Genomic DNA, 20,642 nt, shown 5'->3' with positions numbered 1-20,642 from the left:
TATTTCAAATTATCTCTATTTTTCTTATATTATCACTTTTTCTCTTTATGCATTCTATGAAAAAAGTCAATAATACTATGTCCTTTCCAAAATCCAAGAATAAATAAGGCTATAGCTACTATAGCAATCATTATCATGGAGGAGTAGTTTTCCATATGTATTCCTTCACCAAAAAATGCTGATGCAAGTATCCACGGAAATCTTCCTATTGAAGAGTAAAGTATAAAGTCTACTAGGGTTACATTTGACACCCCAGCTACATACACCAGTACATCTTTAGGTATTCCAGGTATTAAGTAGATTATGAGAATTACAATTTTATTGCTTCCTGCATCAAGTACCTTTTTAAATCTTTTTAGATTTCTTTTCTCAATCATCCTTATTACATATTTTTTTATAAAGTATTTTGCAAATAAATATCCTAGGGTACTCCCCATCAAAATCCCGGCACTAGATAATATACTACCCCAAAGGGCACCAAATATGTATCCTCCTGCCACCTGAGTTACTTCACCTGGTATAAAAAATATTACAACTTGAAGGATTTGGATTAACACAAACATTATTATGCTAAAAGATCCATAAGATAATATCCACTGCTTAAATTCTTCTGGATTCCTAAACATAGTTGAATGTCTAAAAAACAATTGATAAGCTCCTATAATTAAGGGAATTGAAATAAGTATTAAAAAAATTTTTAACCTATTTTCTTTTATTTTATCCTTTGTTAACCGTAGCCAGTTTTTACTTTTTTCCATAGATATTCTCCTATTAAACTTATAAAATTTAATATAAGCATAAAAAACTTTAGTCTATTTTAATATTGTTTTCCCTTGCATAGTAAAATAAGTATTGCTGTGCAAAGCCAGAAAGCTCACCAAATTTTTCTCTTCCGAAGGTTCTTATTTTAGGTAGGGATACATCAGGAGCTAAATAAAAAAATTGCATAGCTCTTTTTACCCACACATCTACAGGGAAAGCTGAATACTTTTGCATAGAAAATAACATTATACAGTCAGAAACTTTTGGACCAACTCCGTTAAAGTCTTTCAAGCCCTCATGGCAGTCATCATCATTAAGACTTTTAATATGTTCTAAACTCTTTGTACCTTCTACTACACTTTTAATTCCATCTACTATATACTTAGCTCTAAACCCTACTCCTAATGCTTCTATATCTTCCATAGTAGCCTTTTCCAGTGCTTTTGGTGTAGGAAAAGTGTAATAAATTTTCCCATTGTACTCTAATTGACTTCCATAGGTTTTGCTTATATTTTCTATAGCTCTTTTTATCATAGGTATCCTATTATTAGCTGAAGTTATAAAGGATATTAAGATTTCAAAAGGTTCCTGCTGAAGAAGTCTTATTCCATAACCAAAATCTACAGCTTTTTTAAGAAGTGGATCCTTGCCTAATTCTTCTTTTATATCACTATAATTTCTTCTTAAATCAAAGTAATCACACCATATACTATTAAAATCTTCTAAATTGGTGTTGTACAATATAACATCCTTATCACGTTTCTCTACTTCTATAACCTTGCCAAAGGCTACCCCTATATAGTTATCATTGCTTTGTCTATGCCATCTAAAACATTGACCACAATCAAATATATGAGGAAGTTCAAAACTTGTTACTCCTTTCAGTATAACTTTACCTTCTTCCTCTATTAATTCTTTAAAGTCCATGGTATCACTCCATTCCATATACAAATATTTCTAATTATTACTTCTATGATAATCTCCAAAATGGATTAAGTAAACTTAATTTTTATAAGACAATGAACAAGTTCATTTTGTGGAACTGCTTTTGACTAAACAAAAGTATTTTTGTGAACAAACTGCCTTTGTTACATCAACACAACTTATCTAGGCCAAAGAGTTACAAAGCTGGTGAACAACCCTTTAAAGAACATTACATACTTTAAGCTTCCGAATTGTTGCTAAACTATCAAAAGTAATGCTATGAATATTCTCAACATCACTGATATAAATTATTCCATTAAAGTTACTATTTATCTAATATATTAACCTACTCATTAGCAACTGCTATACTGATTTGAATCTTACCTATTGTACTCTTCTTTAAGTTTGTTTTATAGATTGAAAAATCCTTCTTCAACTTATATTCAAAATGAAAATATATTTAAAATAAAAAGGTCGCCCAAAGGCGACCTTAAATTTTAAATTTACATTACTCTGCTGAAAGTTGAGTATCTATTGCTTTAGCAGCCTTCTTACCAGCTTCCATAGCAAGGATAACTGTTGCAGCGCCTGTTACAGCGTCTCCACCAGCATATACTTTAGATTTTGAAGTTAATCCTGTTTCTTCTTCAGCAACTATACATTTCCATTTATTGATTTCAAGTTCTGGAGTTGTTGCAGGAATTAATGGGTTTGGTGATGTTCCTAGAGACATGATTACTGTGTCACACTCTAATGTAAATTCAGAATTTGGAACCACTTGTGGTCTTCTTCTTCCAGATGCATCTGGTTCACCAAGTTCCATTCTTACACACTTCATGCCTTTAACCCAGCCTTTTTCATCTCCAAGTATTTCTACAGGATTTACAAGAAGGTCTAAGATAACGCCTTCTTCTTTAGCGTGATGAACTTCTTCAACTCTTGCTGGAAGTTCTGCTTCACTTCTTCTGTAAACAATATGAGTTTCAGAACCAAGTCTTAATGCTGTTCTTGCAGCGTCCATAGCAACGTTTCCGCCACCAACTACTGCAACAACCTTACCTGATTTAATTGGAGTTGAATACTCTTCTTTAAATGCTTTCATTAAGTTGTTTCTAGTTAAGAATTCATTAGCTGAGAATACTCCATTTAAGTTTTCTCCTGGTATTCCCATAAACTTTGGAAGACCTGCTCCTGAACCTATAAATACTGCATCAAATTTCTCATCATTAATTAACTCATCGATGGTAACTGTTCTACCAACAATTACGTTAGTTTCAATTTTTACACCTAATTTTCTTAGGTTGTTTATTTCATGTTTAACTACTGTATCTTTTGGTAATCTAAATTCTGGAATTCCATAAACTAAAACTCCACCTGGCTCATGTAATGCTTCAAATACAGTTACATCATAACCCATTTTAGCAAGGTCTCCAGCACAAGTTATTCCTGCTGGGCCTGAACCTATTACAGCTACTCTTTTATTCTTCTTCTCAACTTCTTTAGTTAAGTCTACATTGTTTTCTCTTGACCAGTCAGCAACAAATCTTTCAAGTTTACCAATAGCTACTGGCTCTCCTTTTATTCCAAGAACACACTTGCTCTCACATTGTAATTCTTGTGGACATACTCTTCCACAAACTGCTGGAAGTGCTGTGTACTTATCTAACGCTTTTGCAGCTTCTGCAAAGTCTTTATTTTTAACATGTTGTATAAACTCTGGTACATCTATTGATACTGGACATTTACCAACACATGGCTTATTCTTACAGTTTAAGCATCTTGTAGCTTCTTGAACTGCTTCTTCTTCTGTATATCCTAAACAAACTTCTTCGAAGTTTTTAGCTCTTACTTTTGGATCTTGCTCTGCAATTGGAGTTCTCTTCATTCTATCCATTATGCATTTCCTCCTCTTCCACAACCAGGTTTCATAGTATCTTTGTTTATCTCTTCATCTTTATACATTGATAATCTCTTAAGAGCTTCATCAAAGTTAACTTTATGTCCATCAAACTCTGGACCATCAACACAAGCAAACTTAGTTTCATCTCCTACAGTAATTCTGCAGGCACCACACATTCCAGTTCCATCAACCATAATTGGGTTTAAGCTTACTATAGTTTTAATTCCTAACTCTTCAGTTAATTTACATACGAATTTCATCATTATCATTGGTCCTATAGCAATAACTAAGTCATATTTTTTACCTTGGTTATTTACTAAGTCCTTTAACTTTTCAGTAACTAATCCTTTAAAGCCATGAGAACCATCATCAGTAGTTACATAAGCATTGCCTGCAACTGCAGTCATTTCTTCTTCTAAGATTACCATATCCTTAGTTTTATATCCCATGATAACATCAGCTTTTATTCCTTGCTCATGTAACCATTTAACTTGAGGATATACTGGTGCTGTACCAACTCCCCCAGCAATAAATATTATGTTTTTATTTTTTAATTCTTCCATATCCTCATGAAGAAGCTCTGATGGCATTCCTAATGGTCCAACAAAATCATAAAAACTTTGTCCTACTTCATAATTAGCCATATCCTTTGTAGTACATCCCATAGTTTGAACTACAATTGTAACTGTTCCTTTTGCTGGATCCGTATCGCAAACAGTTAAAGGTACTCTTTCACCCTTTTCATCCATTCTAATAATGATGAACTGACCTGGTTTTGCAGATTTAGCTACTCTTGGAGCTTCAACTTTCATCATGAAAATTGAAGGAGTTAAAAGTCTTTTCTCAACAATTTTATACATAATACATCCTCCACATCTAAACATTTGTTTAATATTAAAAATATTTAAATTTATTTGTCTACAAATTATGAATCTTTAACAAATTTTACTAGGTTTCCAACTAATTAACCTGTCAATATGCCCCATTTTCTTCTATTAGTATAACTCTATAAACAGTTATATAATACATCAATGTTAAACATTGAACAAGTTCATTGTTTTCACAACTTTAGAAGGATTTTCAAGTTCTACTAAAGTTTAGTTTTCATCCCAAAACTCTTAGTTAAAGAGTGTGAGATATTTATACTTTCAAAATACCGTTAAGGTTTACATTTGAAAAATTACATAAAAAATAGACAATATGTAAAACCACATTAAAAAACAATGCTATTTACATCCTGTCCTTTTACCTGAAAGTTTCCCTAGGGCTCTTATCCTTCCCTAAGTTTCTTCTTCGATGTCCAATTTTGGATCTCTCCAGGGTTGTGTCTGATTATTGTATCTTACCTGAAAGCTTTTGAATAAGTCATAGCATAGCTTATCCATTTCTTCTACGGTTACCCCCCTAATATAGAAGTATCTCCAATAACCATCATCCACTCAATATTCACATTACACATCTATTTTATAGTTTTATTTAATACTAGTCAATATGAACATGCTGTAGAAAGTGTGAATATTTTCAAAACATGAATAATGCTGTCATCTACTGTCATTTTTTATTTCTTAATACTATTATGTTGTTGTATAAAACTTTCTTAATTTCCATATAAGGAATAAAGGTTAAGACTTATCTTATACATTGTTTTTACTTCGTCTCCCTTGTGATTCTGGGTTGTGAATAAAATATATTATCATAATATAACCCTATATTTTTTGAAACCATTTTCAAAAGGCTACAAGTTGTAGCCCCCTATGAAAAACTCCATAGAGGGCTTTTAATTCCCTTAGAAATTTACTTTTGTTCCATTATATATGCATATAAATAATTTCTTCATTTCCTCTACTGTTATTGATCTTGGATTTGAGCCTGTGCAAGCATCTCCAATAGCATTTTCAGCTACATAATCTAAGTTACTATTGAAGTCTTCTTCTGTTATTCCATAAGCTTTTAAAGTTGTAGGAATATCCATAGCCTTGTTTAAATCTTTAATAGTATCTGTTAACGCATCAACTAACTCTTCATCAGTATTTCCCTTTAATCCTAAATTTCTTGCTATAGTAGCATATCTATCCATGCAAGCCTTCTTGTTGAAGTCTATTACATAAGGTAAAAATACAGCATTAGCACATCCATGAGGAATATGGAATACTGCTCCTGTTTTGTGAGCCATAGAATGAGTTATTCCTAGTAGTGCATTAGAGAATGCCATACCAGCTAAACATTGAGCTATATGCATGTTATCTCTAGCCTTTCCATCTCCATTATAAGAATTTAATAGATTTTCTTTTATCATTGTAATAGCTTGCATTGCAAGTGGATCTGAGAATGGCGATCTTAGTCCTGCTACATAAGCTTCAATAGCATGAGTTAATGCATCCATACCAGTGTGAGCTGTTAATTGTTTTGGCATTGTCATAGCAATTTCGGTATCTAAAATTGCTATATCTGGAGTAATGTTGAAATCTGCTAATGGATATTTTATTTTCTTTTTATAATCTGTAATTACTGAAAAAGCAGTCACTTCTGTTGCTGTACCACTTGTTGATGGTATTGCAATGAATCTTGCCTTATTTCTTAGTGTAGGAATTGTAAATGGGTCCTTTATATCATCGAAAGTAATTTCTGGGTGCTCATAGAATACCCACATAGCTTTAGCTGCATCAATTGGTGATCCCCCTCCAATTGAAACGATCCAATCTGGACCAAAGTCTCTCATTACTTCTGCACCTTTCATAACTGTTTCTATAGATGGATCTGGTTCTACTCCCTCGAACAGTCTAACTTCCATTTTTGCTTCTTCTAATAAGTTTTTAACTTTATCTAAAAAACCAAACTTTTGCATTGAGCTTCCGCCAGTAACAATAATTGCTTTTTTACCTTGTAAAGTTTTTAATACTTCTAAGGATTTTTCTCCAAAATAAATATCTCTTGGCAATGTAAATCTGTTCATAAATACCCCTCCTATGTAATCAGCTTATGAATTTAAAGCTTCTTAAAATTAAAATAGAAATAGTTAAATAATTAACTATCTTATAAACTAATTATAGTACAACAAGTTTAGGAAATCAGTATTTAAAACCAAATTAATAAAAACTTAACAATTAACTGCTAAGTTTTTATTAATTAAATGTACTTGAAACACTCATAATGAATTATATATAATTTTAATGGTATAATTATTTGTTAAATATGTAACACTTCTTCCTATATTAATTACGTATTCTTCATGACACTACAAATTTTTTAAACCTTTAGTACATCACTTATCATCCTTTAGTTTTTCAAGCTATACACTACTTGTATTTACGAATAAGCCCCTTTAAAAAAGTAATAGTTTCTATTGGATACCTTCCTACAGACACCTCACCTGCAAGCATAACTCCTGTCACTTTATTATGTATGAAGTTATATATATCATTTACTTCTGCAATGCTAGGTACTAAAGAATATTTCATAGACTCCAACACATAGGTGCCAATAATAAATTCTTTTTTACTTTTCTTCATTATACTTATTAATTGCTGCTGTACTTTTGGTATATCAACTAAATCCAGCTCTGCAGATAAGTCTCCTCTTCCTAGAATTATTCCATCTACTGATTTTAATATATGTTCAAAATTTCTTATCCCTTCTCTACATTCAACTTTTGCCCATACTTTAGGAAACTTGTATTCAGTATTTTTTTTAACTAATTTACCAATATAGGATTTCAGTTCCTGTATATTTCTTTCAGAGATCACATAAGAAAGACATATTATATCTACCTTGTTCTTAAGGGCGAAGTTTACATCTTTTTTATCCTTTGAGGTAAGGTTCATTCCTTTTCTGTCTATACCTGGCACATTGATACCTTTTTCTCCTCTTATAATTCCCCCTCTTATCACCACTGTTTTTATTAGCTCTTCCTCTGCTATTCTATGCTTAACCTGAAACTCCATAGTAGCATCCTTCATTAGTATTTTTTTAACTCCATAAAGAAGAGAAAAATTACCCTCAAGCTTTATAGGCACTAAAGTTTCATTTTCAAATCCTTGCCAATTTTTTGCATAGAAGCTTTCGCTACAAAACAGAACTTCTTCATTACCCTCCACTTTAATTGCTTTCTTAAACAGGTTAGATATTCTAATTTTATTCCCTTGTAGATCTGCAATTATTGGTACATTAGGATAACTTTTCTTAGTATAATCTATAAGTTCCTCTGCTAAATCATAATTTATATGAGAAAAGTTGAACCTCATCATATTTAATCCAGCTCCAACTAATCTATCTATATCCTCTTTTTCTCTCACATTAGGTCCTATCGAACAAATAATCTTCATATTATACTCCCATTTTACTAAAATAAACCTGAATAAAAATTACAATATATTCTAATTATAACATATCCAAAATGGTTGGCTATAATCAAAAACTCATAAAAAAGCCCTAGATTTCTCTAGGGCTTCCTAAGTAAACCTAAAGATTCTAGCTTTACCTAGGGTTCTTTTATTTATACATCAGAATCAAAGATAAATAAAAGAATATAATATACTGTTTTGTATAATTAGATTACTTTTGATAGTTGTGGAAGCCTCTTCCTGTCTTTCTACCAAGGTATCCAGCTCTAACATACTTTCTTAGAAGACTGTGAGCTCTGTATTTTGTATCTCCAGTTTCCTTATATAATACATCCATAATAGCAAGACAAACATCAAGTCCTATTAAATCGCCTAATGCTAACGGCCCCATTGGGTGATTTGCTCCAAGCATCATAGCTTTATCAATATCCTCTGCATTTGCAATTCCTTCTGCAAAGATTCCTACAGCTTCATTAATCATTGGAACAAGTATTCTATTAACTACGAAGCCTGGAGCTTCTGCTACCTCTACAGGCTCTTTACCCATTGCTAAAGTTAATTCTTTTATAGCATTATAAGTTTCTTCTGAAGTTGCCATTCCTCTTATAATCTCAACAAGTTTCATTATTGTTGCAGGGTTGAAGAAATGCATTCCTATAACTTTCTCTGGTCTTAAAGTTGCTGTAGCTATTTCAGTTATTGAAAGCGATGAGGTATTTGTAGCTAAAATTGCTTCTGGTTTACAAATCTTATCTAAGTCAGCAAATATTTGTTTTTTAATTTCCATATTTTCTACTGCTGCTTCAATTACTAAATCCACATCATCTAATAGGTTTAAATCAGTAGTTCCACTGATTCTTGATAGTATATTTTCAACTTCTTCATTTGTGATTTTTCCTTTTGCTGCAAGCTTTTCTAGGCCTTTTTTTATTCCTGAAATTCCTTTTTCAACGAATTCATCCTTAATATCTCTGATGATTACTTCAAACCCTTTTGCAGCAAATGCTTGAGCTATTCCAGCTCCCATGGTACCAGCACCAAGAACACAAATTTTTTCCATAATATAACACCCCTTTAATGAATTTTATATTTTAAAAATCTCAATTTAAGTATGAGTTTTTTATTTATATGTTTTTTAATCAAAAAAACACTGTGAATATGTCTCATAACTATATTATCACATTTTTCCCATTAAAGTTAGGAAATTTAAAACATTAGATTAAACCCCAATACTCCTAGAGCATTGGGGTATATTATTATTTTTGCATTGCTTTGTATTGAGCAGTAAGCTCTGGAACTATTTTAGTATAGTCTCCAACTAATGCAACATCTGCAATCTTCATGATTGGAGCATCTGCATCTTTATTTATAGCTATGATAAAGTTAGAATCTTGCATTCCAGCTAAGTGCTGAATTGCTCCAGATATACCACAAGCTATATAAATTGTTGGTCTAACTGTTTTTCCTGTTTGTCCTACTTGAACTGATTTATCAACCCAGCCATTATCAACAGCTGCTCTTGAACCAGCTACTGAACCGCCTAGTGCATCAGCAAGGTCTTTTAAAACTGCAAAGTTTTCTTTAGAACCTACACCTCTACCACCAGCTACGATGAATTCAGCTTCAATGATATCTTCAACTTCTTTAGCTAATTTAACCACTTCTAAAACTTCTGTTCTTATATCTTCTTTAGCTAAGGAAATGTTTGCTTTTTCTATTTTAAAGCTTCTGTTTTCATCTCTAGTTAATTTCTCAAAAACTCCTGGTCTAACAGTAGACATCTGTGGTCTATGATCTCCACAAACGATTGTAGCCATTAAGTTTCCACCGAAAGCTGGTCTTGTCATTAATAGGTTGCTGTTTTCTGGATCTATATCTAATGATGTACAGTCAGCTGTAAGTCCAGTAGATAATTTTCCAGCAACTCTTGGACCTAAGTCTCTTCCTATATAAGAAGCTCCTATAAACATAATTTCTGGTTTCTTTTCATTGATTAAATCAGCTATAACTTTTGCGTATCCATCAGTAGTATAGTGGCTTAATAACTCATGATCAGCAACTAAAACCTTGTCTGCTCCAAAAGCACCTAATTCTTTAGTCATTTCTTCAATGTTTTTATGTCCAAGAAGTAATGCAGTAAGCTCTACTCCTAACTTATCAGCGATTTCTCTACCTTTTCCAAGTAATTCTAATGCAACATTTTGAAGTTCTCCATCTCTTTGCTCAGCAAAGACCCAAACTCCTTTATAATCTGCTATATTCATAGTAATTCCCTCCTACTTATATCCTAGATGAAGTGTTTTTCTTTTAGTTTAGATAATGCGATTTGTGCAGCTTCTTTTGGTGATACATTGTAGATTTCACCTTTGCCTTTTGCTTCTTTTGCCCAAGATCTTTTAACTTTTGTAGGTGATCCTTTTAATCCTAAAAGAGCTACATCTACATTAATATCTTGTACAGTCCAAACCTTTATCTCTTTTTCTTTTGCTAAAGAGAATATGTTTTTAATATTCATGTATCTTGGAAGGTTTAAAGTTTCGATAGCTGTTAATAGAACTGGAGTTTGAACTTTGATATACTCATATCCGTCTTCCCAAGCTCTTCTAACTTTTAATCCATTCTCTTCTACTTTAACTTCTTCAACATAAGTTATTTGTGGAAGGTTTAAATGTTCTGCTATTTCTGGTCCTACTTGAGCTGTATCTCCATCTATAGCTTGTCTTCCTGCGAATATGATATCATACTCTAAATTTTTAATAGCAGCTGCTAAAGCATGTGAAGTTGCAAGAGTATCAGCTCCTGCGAAAGCTCTATCAGTAACTAATATAGCTTCGTCTGCTCCCATTGCTAATGCTTCTTCTAAAGCTACTCTAGCTTGTGGAGGTCCCATTGTTATTATAGTAACATGAGCACCATTTTCATCTTTTAATCTTAACGCTTCCTCTAAAGCATTTTTATCATCTGGATTTATTATTGAAGGAACACCATCTCTTATAAGAGTTCCTGTTTTTGGATCTATTTTAACTTCATTTGTATCTGGAACTTGTTTTAAGCAAACAACTATTTTCATCATTAATTCCCTCCTACTTTAAGACGTTAGCTGAAATAACCATTCTTTGAACTTCTGAAGTTCCTTCATAGATTTCAGTTATCTTAGCGTCTCTCATCATTCTTTCTACTGGGTATTCTTTTGTATATCCGTATCCGCCGAAGATTTGAACTGCTTTAGTTGTAACTTCCATAGCTACTTCTGATGCATATAATTTAGCTCTTGCAGCTTCTAATGAATAAGATAATCCTTTATCTTTGTTGTTAGCAGCTTTGTAAACTAATAATCTAGCAGCCTGAACTTTAACATCCATATCAGCTATCATCCATTGTAATCCTTGGAATGCAGCAAGTGGTTTTCCGAACTGTTTTCTTTCTTTCATGTAAGCAACTGCTTCATCTAAAGCTCCTTGAGCTATTCCTAATGCTTGAGCAGCTATACCAATTCTTCCGCCATCTAGAGTATTCATTGCAACTCTAAATCCTTGACCTTCTTTTCCAAGTAAGTTTTCTTTTGGAACTATACAGTTTTCGAATACTAACTCAGTTGTTGAAGATGCTCTTATTCCTAATTTCTCTTCAACTTTTCCTATTGAGAAACCTGGGAAAGATTTTTCAACGATGAAAGCAGATATTCCTTTTGTTCCTTTTGATTTGTCTGTCATAGCAAATACTATGAATATATCAGCAACACCACCGTTAGTGATGAATATTTTAGAACCATTTAATATATAGTTATCACCATCTAAAACAGCTGTAGTTTGTTGTCCTGCAGCATCTGTTCCTGCGTTAGGCTCAGTTAATCCGAAAGCACCTAATTTTTCACCTTTTGCAAGTGGTACTAAGTATTTTTCTTTTTGAGCTGGAGTTCCAAAAGCATATATTGGAGAAGCACCTAATGAAGTATGAGCTGATAGTATAACTCCTGTTGATCCACATACTCTTGAAAGCTCTTCTACAGCTATTGCGTAAGATAGGTTGTCTCCACCTGCTCCGCCTAACTCAACTGGGAATGGAATACCCATCATATGGTATCTAGCCATTTTTTCAACATTTTCCATTGGGAATCTTTCAGTAACATCTATTTCAGCAGCAATTGGTTTTACGTCAGTCTCAGCGAATTCCCTTACCATTTTTCTTACAAAATCTTGTTCCTTAGTTAGTGAAAAGTTCATTTCCCTTTACCTCCTATAATTTATACATTTATAGTACTATTTCTACTCGTACCTTATCTATTCTTAAACATCTTATCTCTTTTTTCAACAAAAGCAGTCATACCTTCTTTTTGGTCTTCCGAACTAAAACAAAGTCCAAATACTTCTGCTTCATAAGCTATTGCACTATCTATATCCATTTGCATTCCCTTATTTATAGCAGTCTTGCATAACTTAACAGCTATAGGGGCATTTTTAGCTATTTTCATTGCCATTGCTTTAACTTCATCTAATAAGACTTCTGGTTCAACTACCTTATTTACTAGACCAATTCTTAAAGCTTCCTCAGCAGTTATAATATCACCTGTGTATATTAATTGCTTAGCCATTCCTTCACCAACTAATCTAGCTAATCTCTGAGTTCCGCCAAACCCAGGGGTTATTCCTAGACCAACTTCTGGTTGTCCGAATTTAGCTTTTCCTGAAGCTACTCTTATATCACAAGCCATTGAAAGTTCACATCCACCGCCTAGAGCAAAACCATTAATCGCAGCGATAACTGGTTTATCTAAGTTCTCTAGTTTTCTAAAAACTCTGTTTCCTAGCACTCCAAAGTTTCTTCCTTCCATCGGATTTAAATCTTTCATTTCTGATATGTCTGCACCTGCAACAAAAGCCTTACCTTCTCCTGTCAAAACAACTACATATACTTCATCATCTTGTGCAATAGTATCAATAACATTATCTAACTCTTTTAACGTTTCAGAGTTTAACGCATTTAATGCCTTTGGTCTGTTAATCTTAACTATCGCTAAATTGCCTTCTTTTTCAAAGATGATATTACTATAATTCATTCTTTTCATCTCCCCATGAATCTTTTCCTTCATAATTTGTTAATTTCGTAACAAATTGAAGTAAAAAATAATTGAAGCATGTTTGCCTCAATTATTATTATATAAGGTATTTAATAACATTTCAATATGAATTGTTATTTTTTTTACAAGATTTAAAAAATATTTATATTTATTTAAACCTTTATCAGTGTTAAGACTTATATTAATGTGAATTGTTAACACCATTGTATATTTTTGTCGTAAAGTTAGCTCAATTCTTGCTCATTTAGTAAATAACTTAGAGTCATAAGACTTTCACTTAAGTGAACATTTTCCACTATTACATCATTAGGTACTTTTAAGTCTACAGGAGCAAAGTTCCAAATTGCCTTAACTCCATTTTTAGTTACCACATCACTGACATTTTGCGCTCTGTTCTTTGGCACACATAATATAGCTATATCTACTTTGTTTTCTCTTAGAAATCCTTCTAAATCATCTATATCTTGAATTTCTATATCTCTAATTTTAAGCCCTATTAATTTTACATTGATATCAAAAATCCCTTTTAGATTGAAGGACATTCTTTCGAATTTAGTATAATTTGCAATAGCCTGACCTATGTTACCAGCACCTACAATTACAGTGTTATACTCTCTATTCAGTCCTAGTATACCAGCAATTTGATGTAATAGTTCTTTAACATTATAACCATATCCTTGCTGACCAAAATCTCCAAAACAATTTAAGTCCTGTCTTATTTGAGATGCAGTGAAGCCTATCTTTTCACTTAGTTCCTTTGAAGATATTCTATCTACATCATTTTTGGCAAGTTCATTTAAGTATCTATAATACTTTGGTAATCTCTTTATTACTGCCATAGAAATATTCTTTTTTCTTTCCAATGTTTCCACCCCTAACTTAGTATTGTAATATTTTACTCTTGTATTCTCAAATCAACCAATGCAATTTTACTGCTTAAGTTCATCATAAAATTTTCTTTGTATGTAAATACACTTGTTAAAACTTTTTAATTATTATCTTTAGTATTACCTATTATTCAAAATCCCTATAACACAAAATAATATAATTTATCCATACTTTTTCTATATATAACTATCATATTACAAATATTTTAGTATAATTTAATAATTAACTAAAATTATGTATAAATATGTATTAATTCTCAATTATATATTATATCACCAAATTAAGATATACGCTATATTTTTTATAAAATTTACATTAATGTTCGATAGGTTTTATCATATATATTAACTTTTACTACAAAAATCCTTTCATTCGTAGTAAAATATATAATCAAGGACGGTGAACAACATGATAGTTTTAAGTTGCAAGAATCTTCATAAAAGCTTTGGTATAGATGTAATTTTAAAAGATATTACTTTTAATATAAATGAAGGCGAAAAAATAGGATTAATCGGTTCAAATGGTGCTGGTAAATCTACTTTATTTAAAATATTAACTTCTCAACTAGAGCATGATAGTGGAGAATTATTTATAGATAGATCTAAAAAATTGGGATACTTATCACAAAATCTAGCTTTAGAATCAGAAAACTCTATTTACGAGGAACTTCTTTCTGTTTTTAATAATTTATTATCAATGGAAGAAAAACTTAAGGCCTTAGAAATAAAAATGAATGAGCCTTACGATGCCTCAAACGAAGCTTATCACAATAAGATATTCGCAGAGTATACAACTCTTACTGAGGTATATGCAAACAATGGTGGCTATACCTATAAAGGTGAAATTAGTAGAGTATTAAAAGGACTAGGTTTTACAGAAGAAGATTTTGATAAATCTATTAGCATACTTAGTGGTGGTCAGAAGACTAGAGTAGCCCTATGTAAACTTCTCCTAACTAGCCCTGATATTTTACTTCTAGATGAGCCTACAAATCACCTGGATTTAGATGCCATAGAATGGCTAGAAGAATATCTGAAAGCTTATAAGGGTACAATGATTATCATATCCCATGATAGATTTTTCCTAGATGCCATAACTAATAAGACCTTAGAACTAATTAATGGTATTATAGACAGCTATAATGGCAATTATACTGCATTTATAGAACTCAAAAAGCAGAACTACGAAGTAATGCTTAAAGCCTATAATCTTCAACAAGCTGAAATTAAGAGACAAGAAGAAATTATTACTCGTTATAAATCCTTTAACAGAGAGAAAAGCGTAAGAGCCGCAGAGAGTCGCCAAAAGGCATTAGATAAAGTAGAACGAATAGATGCTCCTCACAAAGAACAAAAGGCTTCTAGAATAAAATTCGAAACTCAAATCAAAAGTGGAAATGATGTGCTTTACATCGAAAACTTAGCAAAGTCTTTTGGAGAAAAATTATTATTCCAAGGGTTAAACATGGATATTAAAAGAGAAGAAAAACTTGCTCTCATAGGGGAAAACGGTCGCGGTAAAACCACTTTATTTAAAATCATTATGGATAGATTACCAAGCGATACTGGAGTTAAAGTTCTAGGAAAGAATGTTTTCTTAGGTTATTACGACCAGGAACAATCTAACCTAAATCTAAATAAGACAATTCTAGATGAAGTGTGGGATGACTTCCCAAATATGACTACCACAGAAATTAGAAATGCTCTAGCGGCATTTTTATTCACAGGTGAAGATGTATTTAAGCACATATCCACACTTAGCGGTGGGGAAAGGTGCAGAATTAATCTTTTAAAACTTATGTTATCTAAAGCTAACTTTCTTTTATTAGATGAACCTACAAACCATTTAGATATTATGTCTCGCGAGGCTTTAGAAGATGCCATTACAGATTACGATGGAACCATAATTGTAATTTCCCACGATAGATATTTCTTAAATAAAGTTATTAACAAAATCTTTGAACTTAAAGAAGATGGAATTAAGGAGTATCTTGGAAACTACTCTTACTATATAGAGAAAAAAAAGAATCCATTAAGATTTAAGGAAGAAGAAGAGTATGACGGCCTAACCAAAACTCAAATTAAATTAGACAAAAAGAAAAAGAAAGAACTAGAAAAAATAGAAAAGGAAAAGAAAAACAAAGTAAAATCTATAGAAGATAACATTGCTAAACTTGAAGAAGCCTTAGAACAACTCCAAGCAGAATTATGCTTAGAGGAAGTATATTCTAACCCGGAGAAAAGTATGGAAGTAAATAAATCCATCTCTCAAGCTCAGGAATCACTTGACGAATTATATGCCCAATGGGAAACCATAATTTAAGGACTCTTAGAAATAGTAGCTCTGCGTTCTTTTTTACTCAGTAGTTAAATTTCTTTTCAAAGTCTTTCAAAAATACCTTTCTAGCATTTTAAAGATGAATAATAAACAAAATTAAAGAAATCATGTCANNTGACATGATTTCTTTAATTTTAAATATGATTTGCTCTACTTTATAATCACAGTAAAACTACTTAACAGTTACAAGTTAAGATTTTTCAATCCTTATTCAAACAGTTTATTATTAAATAATAATCCAACGAATTGTCAATGATATTTAAACCTAAATAATTATCTCTTTTATGTTTGAACTTTTTTCTCAAGTCTTCCACATATTGTTTTACAATAGAACTAGCTAATATCATTATTTCATCACCTTAACTTAAATTTATTAGAGACCTATTGTCATAACCCATACTAAGAAATGAGTTATGTATTTGTTTACTTTTGTCTCTATTGTTATTATGCACAGAAAACTACATATTATTACACCAATTTACAATATTCATACCTTATTACACTTTAAGGTATGAAAAAACACAGGAAAACTCCTGTGTTTTAAAGATTATATATATTTTTTTAAAAAGGGTTATATACTTGTAATTTTTTTTAACTATTTATTTAGACCTCTTGCAACCATTTCTGTAACTGCGAAAGAAGCTACATCATCTGCATATTTGCCTGGTCCGAATCCAGCATCGTATCCAAGTTCTTTAGCAAGCTCATGAGTTATTCTTGGACCTCCACACACTAATATAACCTTATCTCTTATACCTTCTGCTTCTAAAAGCTCTACAAGGTTAGTTAAGTTTTGGATGTGTACATCCTTTTGAGTAACTGTTTGAGAAACTAAAAGTACATCCGCTTTAAGCTCTATAGCTTTTTTAATGAACTCTTCGTTTTCAACTTGGCTTCCAAGGTTGTAAGCTTCTATCATTTCATATCTCTCAAGACCATAGTGTCCTGCAAAGCCCTTCATATTCATGATAGCATCTATTCCAACTGTATGAGCATCTGTTCCTGTTGATGCTCCAATAATTGTAACCTTTCTTCCAATGTGTTCTTTTATATAATCAGAAACTTGTTTCATATCCATTGTATCTACTTCAACTGTTTGAACATGAATTTCGTCATAGTTTACAGTATGTTGTAGTGAACCATAAACAACATAGAAAGTAAATTCTGCATCTAAAGCTTGGTGATTAGCAACGTTAGGGTCTTTTAAACCCATAGCTTTAGCTAGTTGTGCTGCAGCTTCTATTCCTCTTTCATCATCTTTAACAGGTAGTGTAAAGCTCACTTGAACTTTACCATCATTCATAGTATCTCCGTAAGGCTTAAGCTTAGTTAAGTCTAAGTTTGTATCAAAGTCTCTTACTTCAGTAGAGTATAATCCGCCGCTCATTATTTGTTACCTCCTAACATTAATTCTATGAATGGGTTGAAGTATCCATTTTCGATTTCTACAACGCCATTAAGACCTTTTCCTCCAGTAAGTGGTCTTTTTATACCTGCAAACTTACCTTGCTCAAGAGTTCTAAATAAGCCTTCTTTTTCAATTTCTCCAATTAAATCAGCAGCCTTATTTAATACTTCATCAACTCTTGTTTGCATGATTCCACCTTCTTTGAAAGTGATTTCAGAACCAAGGTCCTTCATAGTATTAAAGATGTATTGAGCATTATCTATAGAAATAGCTCTATCACTCATAAATGGAGTATGAATAGCTTCTGTCAACATTCCAAGTAAGTGTAATTTTTGAGAAGTCATTATTGTAACCATGTTAAATAACGCATCTTGAACTTGTCCTTTGAATATATCTCCAGTCATGAACTTAGTTGGTGGCATGTATTTTAATGGTGCCTTAGGGAATATCTCTCTAGCCATTTGTGCTTGTGCAAGCTCAAATAGGAATCCATTTTCAACTTTTGGATCTATTTCAAATGCATGTCCAAGCCCCATTTGCTCCTCTGGAAGTCCAGCAACTAAAGCAAATTGCTCGTTTATAAATTGAGAAGCAAGTACTGTATGAGCCTCTTCTACAGCATCTGCAGTTGTTAAGTAGTTATCTTCTCCAGTGTTAATTATAACTCCAGCAAAGCCGTTAATTATTCTTGAGAAGTACTGGTCAACTATAGTTCTTTGCATGTTTATATCTCTAAATAGTATTCCGTATAATGCATCATTAAGCATTACGTCTAATCTCTCTAAAGCTCCCATAGCAGCAATTTCTGGCATACATAAACCTGAACAGTAGTTACATAGTCTTATGTATCTTCCTAATTCTTCTCCTACTTCATCAAGAGCCGCTCTCATAAGTCTGAAGTTTTCTTGAGTCGCAAAAGTTCCTCCGAAACCTTCTGTAGTAGCGCCATATGGAACATAGTCAAGTAAGCTTTGTCCTGTTGTTCTAATAACAGCAATTACATCTGCTCCTTGTTTAGCTGCAGCTTTAGCTTGAATTATATCTTCATAGATGTTTCCTGTTGCAACAATAACATAAAGATATGGACCTGTTTTATCTCCAAATCTTCCAAGGTATTCTTCTCTTTTACCTCTATTAGTTCTTACTCTTTCAACTGTTGCTTTTGCTACCTTATCAACAGCCATTTTAATTTCAAATTCATCGTGCATTGGTAATTTTGTTAAATCAATTTCACCTTTTGCTACTTTCTCAGCTATTTCTTGTGGAGTTAATCCTGTTTCTATCATAGCATTTCCAATGAACTTAGAAGCTCCTAATGCTAACCCATTACCTTTTGTAATATTTTCTACCACAACGTTTGGTAGTGGTACTCCAAACTCATCAACACCATCTATTCCTAATAATCTACATACTGTTCTTTCTACAGCTACAGTTGTATGTTTATCTATAAAAGTTTGAGTATCTTTAGCTATATTTCTAGCAGATGCTCTTGCTTTTTCAACCACTTCCCAATTTAAATTTAATTTACTTTCCATGGTCATCCTCCTCATCATAATAAGTTTTTGCGATATTTACTATGTCTTCTTCAAGTCCTAAAAGCATTGCTATATTAAGCGCATCCTTCGGAACTTTATTTTCTTTAGAAACTCTTTCTAGCTTGTATTCCATATGTTCTTGAATTATCTCCACAGAATGAGTTTTATTTAAGTCTATTTTATATTTTAAGCTTTCAAAGTCCACATTTTTAAGCCCTGTAACTTGATAATGGTCCATGTTATCTTCCACTATCCCATCATAGTGAGTGGAAATTATGCTTACAGTTTGGTACTTTGTAAGGTATGTAGCTAGAGATTTTACTAGATAATATCCTTCTTTAGGATTAGTTCCTCTTGCAAATTCATCTAGCGCTACAAAGCCATTGCCTCTTTTAACACATTCCACTACTTCCTTCATTTTAATTATCTCTGCCCCAAAGGTACTTAAGCCTTTAGAAATTGACTGCATATCATCAGAAACAAAATGAATAAAGTCAAGCACTGGAAAACTAGCTTCTTTAGCAAACACATAAAAACCCATTTGCCCTAAGAAAAGATTTAAAACAATAGTTTTTAAAGCAACAGTCTTTCCCCCCATGTTTGCACCAGTTATTACTGTAGTACCGCCCTTAAGCTCCATGGTTACAGGAGTAAACTCTTTTCTTTTCTTATTTAAGATACTCTTAATTTCTGGATTGAAAGCTTCTCTTAAACTAATATCCATATGTTGTATAATGCTAGGTTTTACACAACCATACTTTATAGCAAGCTTTGCTTTTGCAATCAACAAATCAAGAACCCCAACGGATTTTATGTTTTCTTCCATGTCTCTTGCATAATCTGAAAGCCTTACAGTTAATTCTTTTCTAATTTTTAGCTCTTCTTCTTCTTCTAAAATAACTAAATCTAATCGCTGCTGTTTTAATTTAGATATCTCCACTTCATCTTTAGAGCCAAAAATCTCTCTTTCTTTTTGTCTTTTAAGTTCTCTTATATCCCTAAGTTTTTCGCTATACTCTTCATAAATATAAAAAGTAGACATCTTTTCTTTTTGAGGATTTAAAATATTCAAAGGTTCTTCTAAAGAGTTGAACTTAATTTTAGGAATATTTAAGTTCAATCTCTCTAAAATAAGCCTTAGTTCTTCACTCAAAATTGAAAAGTATTTTATCTCATATAGTTCTACTTCATCTAAAGTATCTTTTTCCCTACATCTAGTAATAGATGCTTTGATATCTTTTATCTTACAAAACACTCTTCCGATTTCACAAAAATCGTCTTCATTTTCCTCTATAGATTTTATAAGATTTTCTATATCCTTAAGCTCTTGCTCTAACTTATGGTTTTCACTAATTTTGTAGGGCTTTATAAGTTTCTTTTCCTCTATGCCGTAAAAAGTAGTTATTTCCAATTCATCCATTACAAAAGAAAACCCAATTTGTTCTCTTTGTTCATTATCTAAAAATTTCAT

General features: G+C 32.1%; 16 protein-coding genes and 1 riboswitch. Of the genes, 1 reads left to right on the top strand and 15 read right to left on the bottom strand.

Going from position 1 to position 20,642, the window contains the following annotated elements; translation table 11 throughout:
- Positions 1-32 precede the first annotated feature (32 nt).
- The 12 genes from B3040_RS07035 to B3040_RS06980 form a co-directional block, all read right to left on the bottom strand.
- Positions 33-758, bottom strand: a complete 726-nt coding sequence (locus B3040_RS07035) for a TVP38/TMEM64 family protein (protein WP_291571611.1) — start codon at positions 756-758, stop codon at positions 33-35.
- A gap of 49 nt (positions 759-807) precedes the next feature.
- The gene (locus tag B3040_RS07030) at positions 808-1,689 is read right to left on the bottom strand and encodes a DNA-3-methyladenine glycosylase family protein (RefSeq protein ID WP_291571609.1); all 882 of its coding nucleotides are present in this window, start codon (positions 1,687-1,689) and stop codon (positions 808-810) included.
- A 505-nt stretch (positions 1,690-2,194) separates the two neighbouring features.
- Positions 2,195-3,580: an NADPH-dependent glutamate synthase gene (gene gltA, locus B3040_RS07025; RefSeq protein ID WP_291571607.1), complete on the bottom strand. Its 1,386-nt coding sequence runs from the start codon at positions 3,578-3,580 to the stop codon at positions 2,195-2,197.
- Complete coding sequence (locus B3040_RS07020; protein ID WP_021281230.1) at positions 3,580-4,446, bottom strand: sulfide/dihydroorotate dehydrogenase-like FAD/NAD-binding protein; 867 nt, start codon at positions 4,444-4,446, stop codon at positions 3,580-3,582. Before B3040_RS07020 ends, gltA begins: the two co-directional genes overlap by 1 nt.
- Before the next feature lie 367 nt (positions 4,447-4,813).
- Positions 4,814-4,916, bottom strand: a riboswitch (glycine riboswitch).
- Between the two features lie 456 nt (positions 4,917-5,372).
- A complete protein-coding gene (locus B3040_RS07015; RefSeq protein WP_291571603.1) occupies positions 5,373-6,539 on the bottom strand; it encodes an iron-containing alcohol dehydrogenase in 1,167 nt (388 codons plus the stop codon).
- A 343-nt stretch (positions 6,540-6,882) separates the two neighbouring features.
- Positions 6,883-7,908, bottom strand: a complete 1,026-nt coding sequence (locus tag B3040_RS07010) for a pyruvate kinase (RefSeq protein WP_291571601.1) — start codon at positions 7,906-7,908, stop codon at positions 6,883-6,885.
- 229 nt (positions 7,909-8,137) lie between these two features.
- Positions 8,138-8,986 carry a 3-hydroxybutyryl-CoA dehydrogenase gene (locus tag B3040_RS07005; protein WP_291571599.1) on the bottom strand — a complete coding sequence of 283 codons (849 nt, stop codon included), beginning with the start codon at positions 8,984-8,986 and terminating at the stop codon, positions 8,138-8,140.
- Positions 8,987-9,182: 196 nt separating this feature from the next.
- Positions 9,183-10,190 carry an electron transfer flavoprotein subunit alpha/FixB family protein gene (locus tag B3040_RS07000; RefSeq protein WP_291571597.1) on the bottom strand — a complete coding sequence of 336 codons (1,008 nt, stop codon included), beginning with the start codon at positions 10,188-10,190 and terminating at the stop codon, positions 9,183-9,185.
- 23 nt (positions 10,191-10,213) lie between these two features.
- Positions 10,214-10,996 carry an electron transfer flavoprotein subunit beta/FixA family protein gene (locus tag B3040_RS06995; RefSeq protein WP_026050886.1) on the bottom strand — a complete coding sequence of 261 codons (783 nt, stop codon included), beginning with the start codon at positions 10,994-10,996 and terminating at the stop codon, positions 10,214-10,216.
- 13 nt (positions 10,997-11,009) lie between these two features.
- On the bottom strand, positions 11,010-12,149 hold the full coding sequence (locus B3040_RS06990; protein WP_291571594.1) for an acyl-CoA dehydrogenase: 1,140 nt from the start codon (positions 12,147-12,149) through the stop codon (positions 11,010-11,012).
- A 53-nt stretch (positions 12,150-12,202) separates the two neighbouring features.
- Positions 12,203-12,982, bottom strand: coding sequence for a short-chain-enoyl-CoA hydratase (locus B3040_RS06985; protein ID WP_291571592.1), 780 nt, complete (start codon positions 12,980-12,982; stop codon positions 12,203-12,205).
- A 245-nt stretch (positions 12,983-13,227) separates the two neighbouring features.
- Complete coding sequence (locus B3040_RS06980; RefSeq protein WP_291571591.1) at positions 13,228-13,866, bottom strand: redox-sensing transcriptional repressor Rex; 639 nt, start codon at positions 13,864-13,866, stop codon at positions 13,228-13,230.
- A gap of 433 nt (positions 13,867-14,299) precedes the next feature.
- Here B3040_RS06980 and B3040_RS06975 point away from each other — a divergent pair, with 433 nt between their 5' ends.
- Positions 14,300-16,213 (top strand): ABC-F family ATP-binding cassette domain-containing protein, encoded by a 1,914-nt coding sequence (locus B3040_RS06975; RefSeq protein ID WP_291571589.1) that lies wholly within the window; start codon positions 14,300-14,302, stop codon positions 16,211-16,213.
- Between the two features lie 610 nt (positions 16,214-16,823).
- Here the strand turns inward: B3040_RS06975 and B3040_RS06970 are convergent.
- The 3 genes from B3040_RS06970 to B3040_RS06960 are packed head-to-tail and all read right to left on the bottom strand — an operon-like array spanning position 16,824 to position 20,642.
- A complete protein-coding gene (locus B3040_RS06970) occupies positions 16,824-17,615 on the bottom strand; it encodes an OAM dimerization domain-containing protein (RefSeq protein WP_291571586.1) in 792 nt (263 codons plus the stop codon).
- A complete protein-coding gene (locus B3040_RS06965; RefSeq protein WP_291571584.1) occupies positions 17,615-19,171 on the bottom strand; it encodes a lysine 5,6-aminomutase subunit alpha in 1,557 nt (518 codons plus the stop codon). The genes B3040_RS06970 and B3040_RS06965 overlap by 1 nt, the downstream gene beginning before the upstream one ends.
- Positions 19,161-20,642, bottom strand: coding sequence for a MutS-related protein (locus B3040_RS06960; RefSeq protein ID WP_291571582.1), 1,482 nt, complete (start codon positions 20,640-20,642; stop codon positions 19,161-19,163). The genes B3040_RS06965 and B3040_RS06960 overlap by 11 nt, the downstream gene beginning before the upstream one ends.

Origin of the sequence: Clostridium sp. UBA4548 (assembly GCF_002387895.1) — a bacterium.
In the GTDB taxonomy this organism is placed as follows: domain Bacteria; phylum Bacillota; class Clostridia; order Clostridiales; family Clostridiaceae; genus Clostridium_J.
The sequence above is the reverse complement of the archived record's forward strand: the minus strand, read 5'-3'. Positions and strand labels throughout refer to the sequence as shown.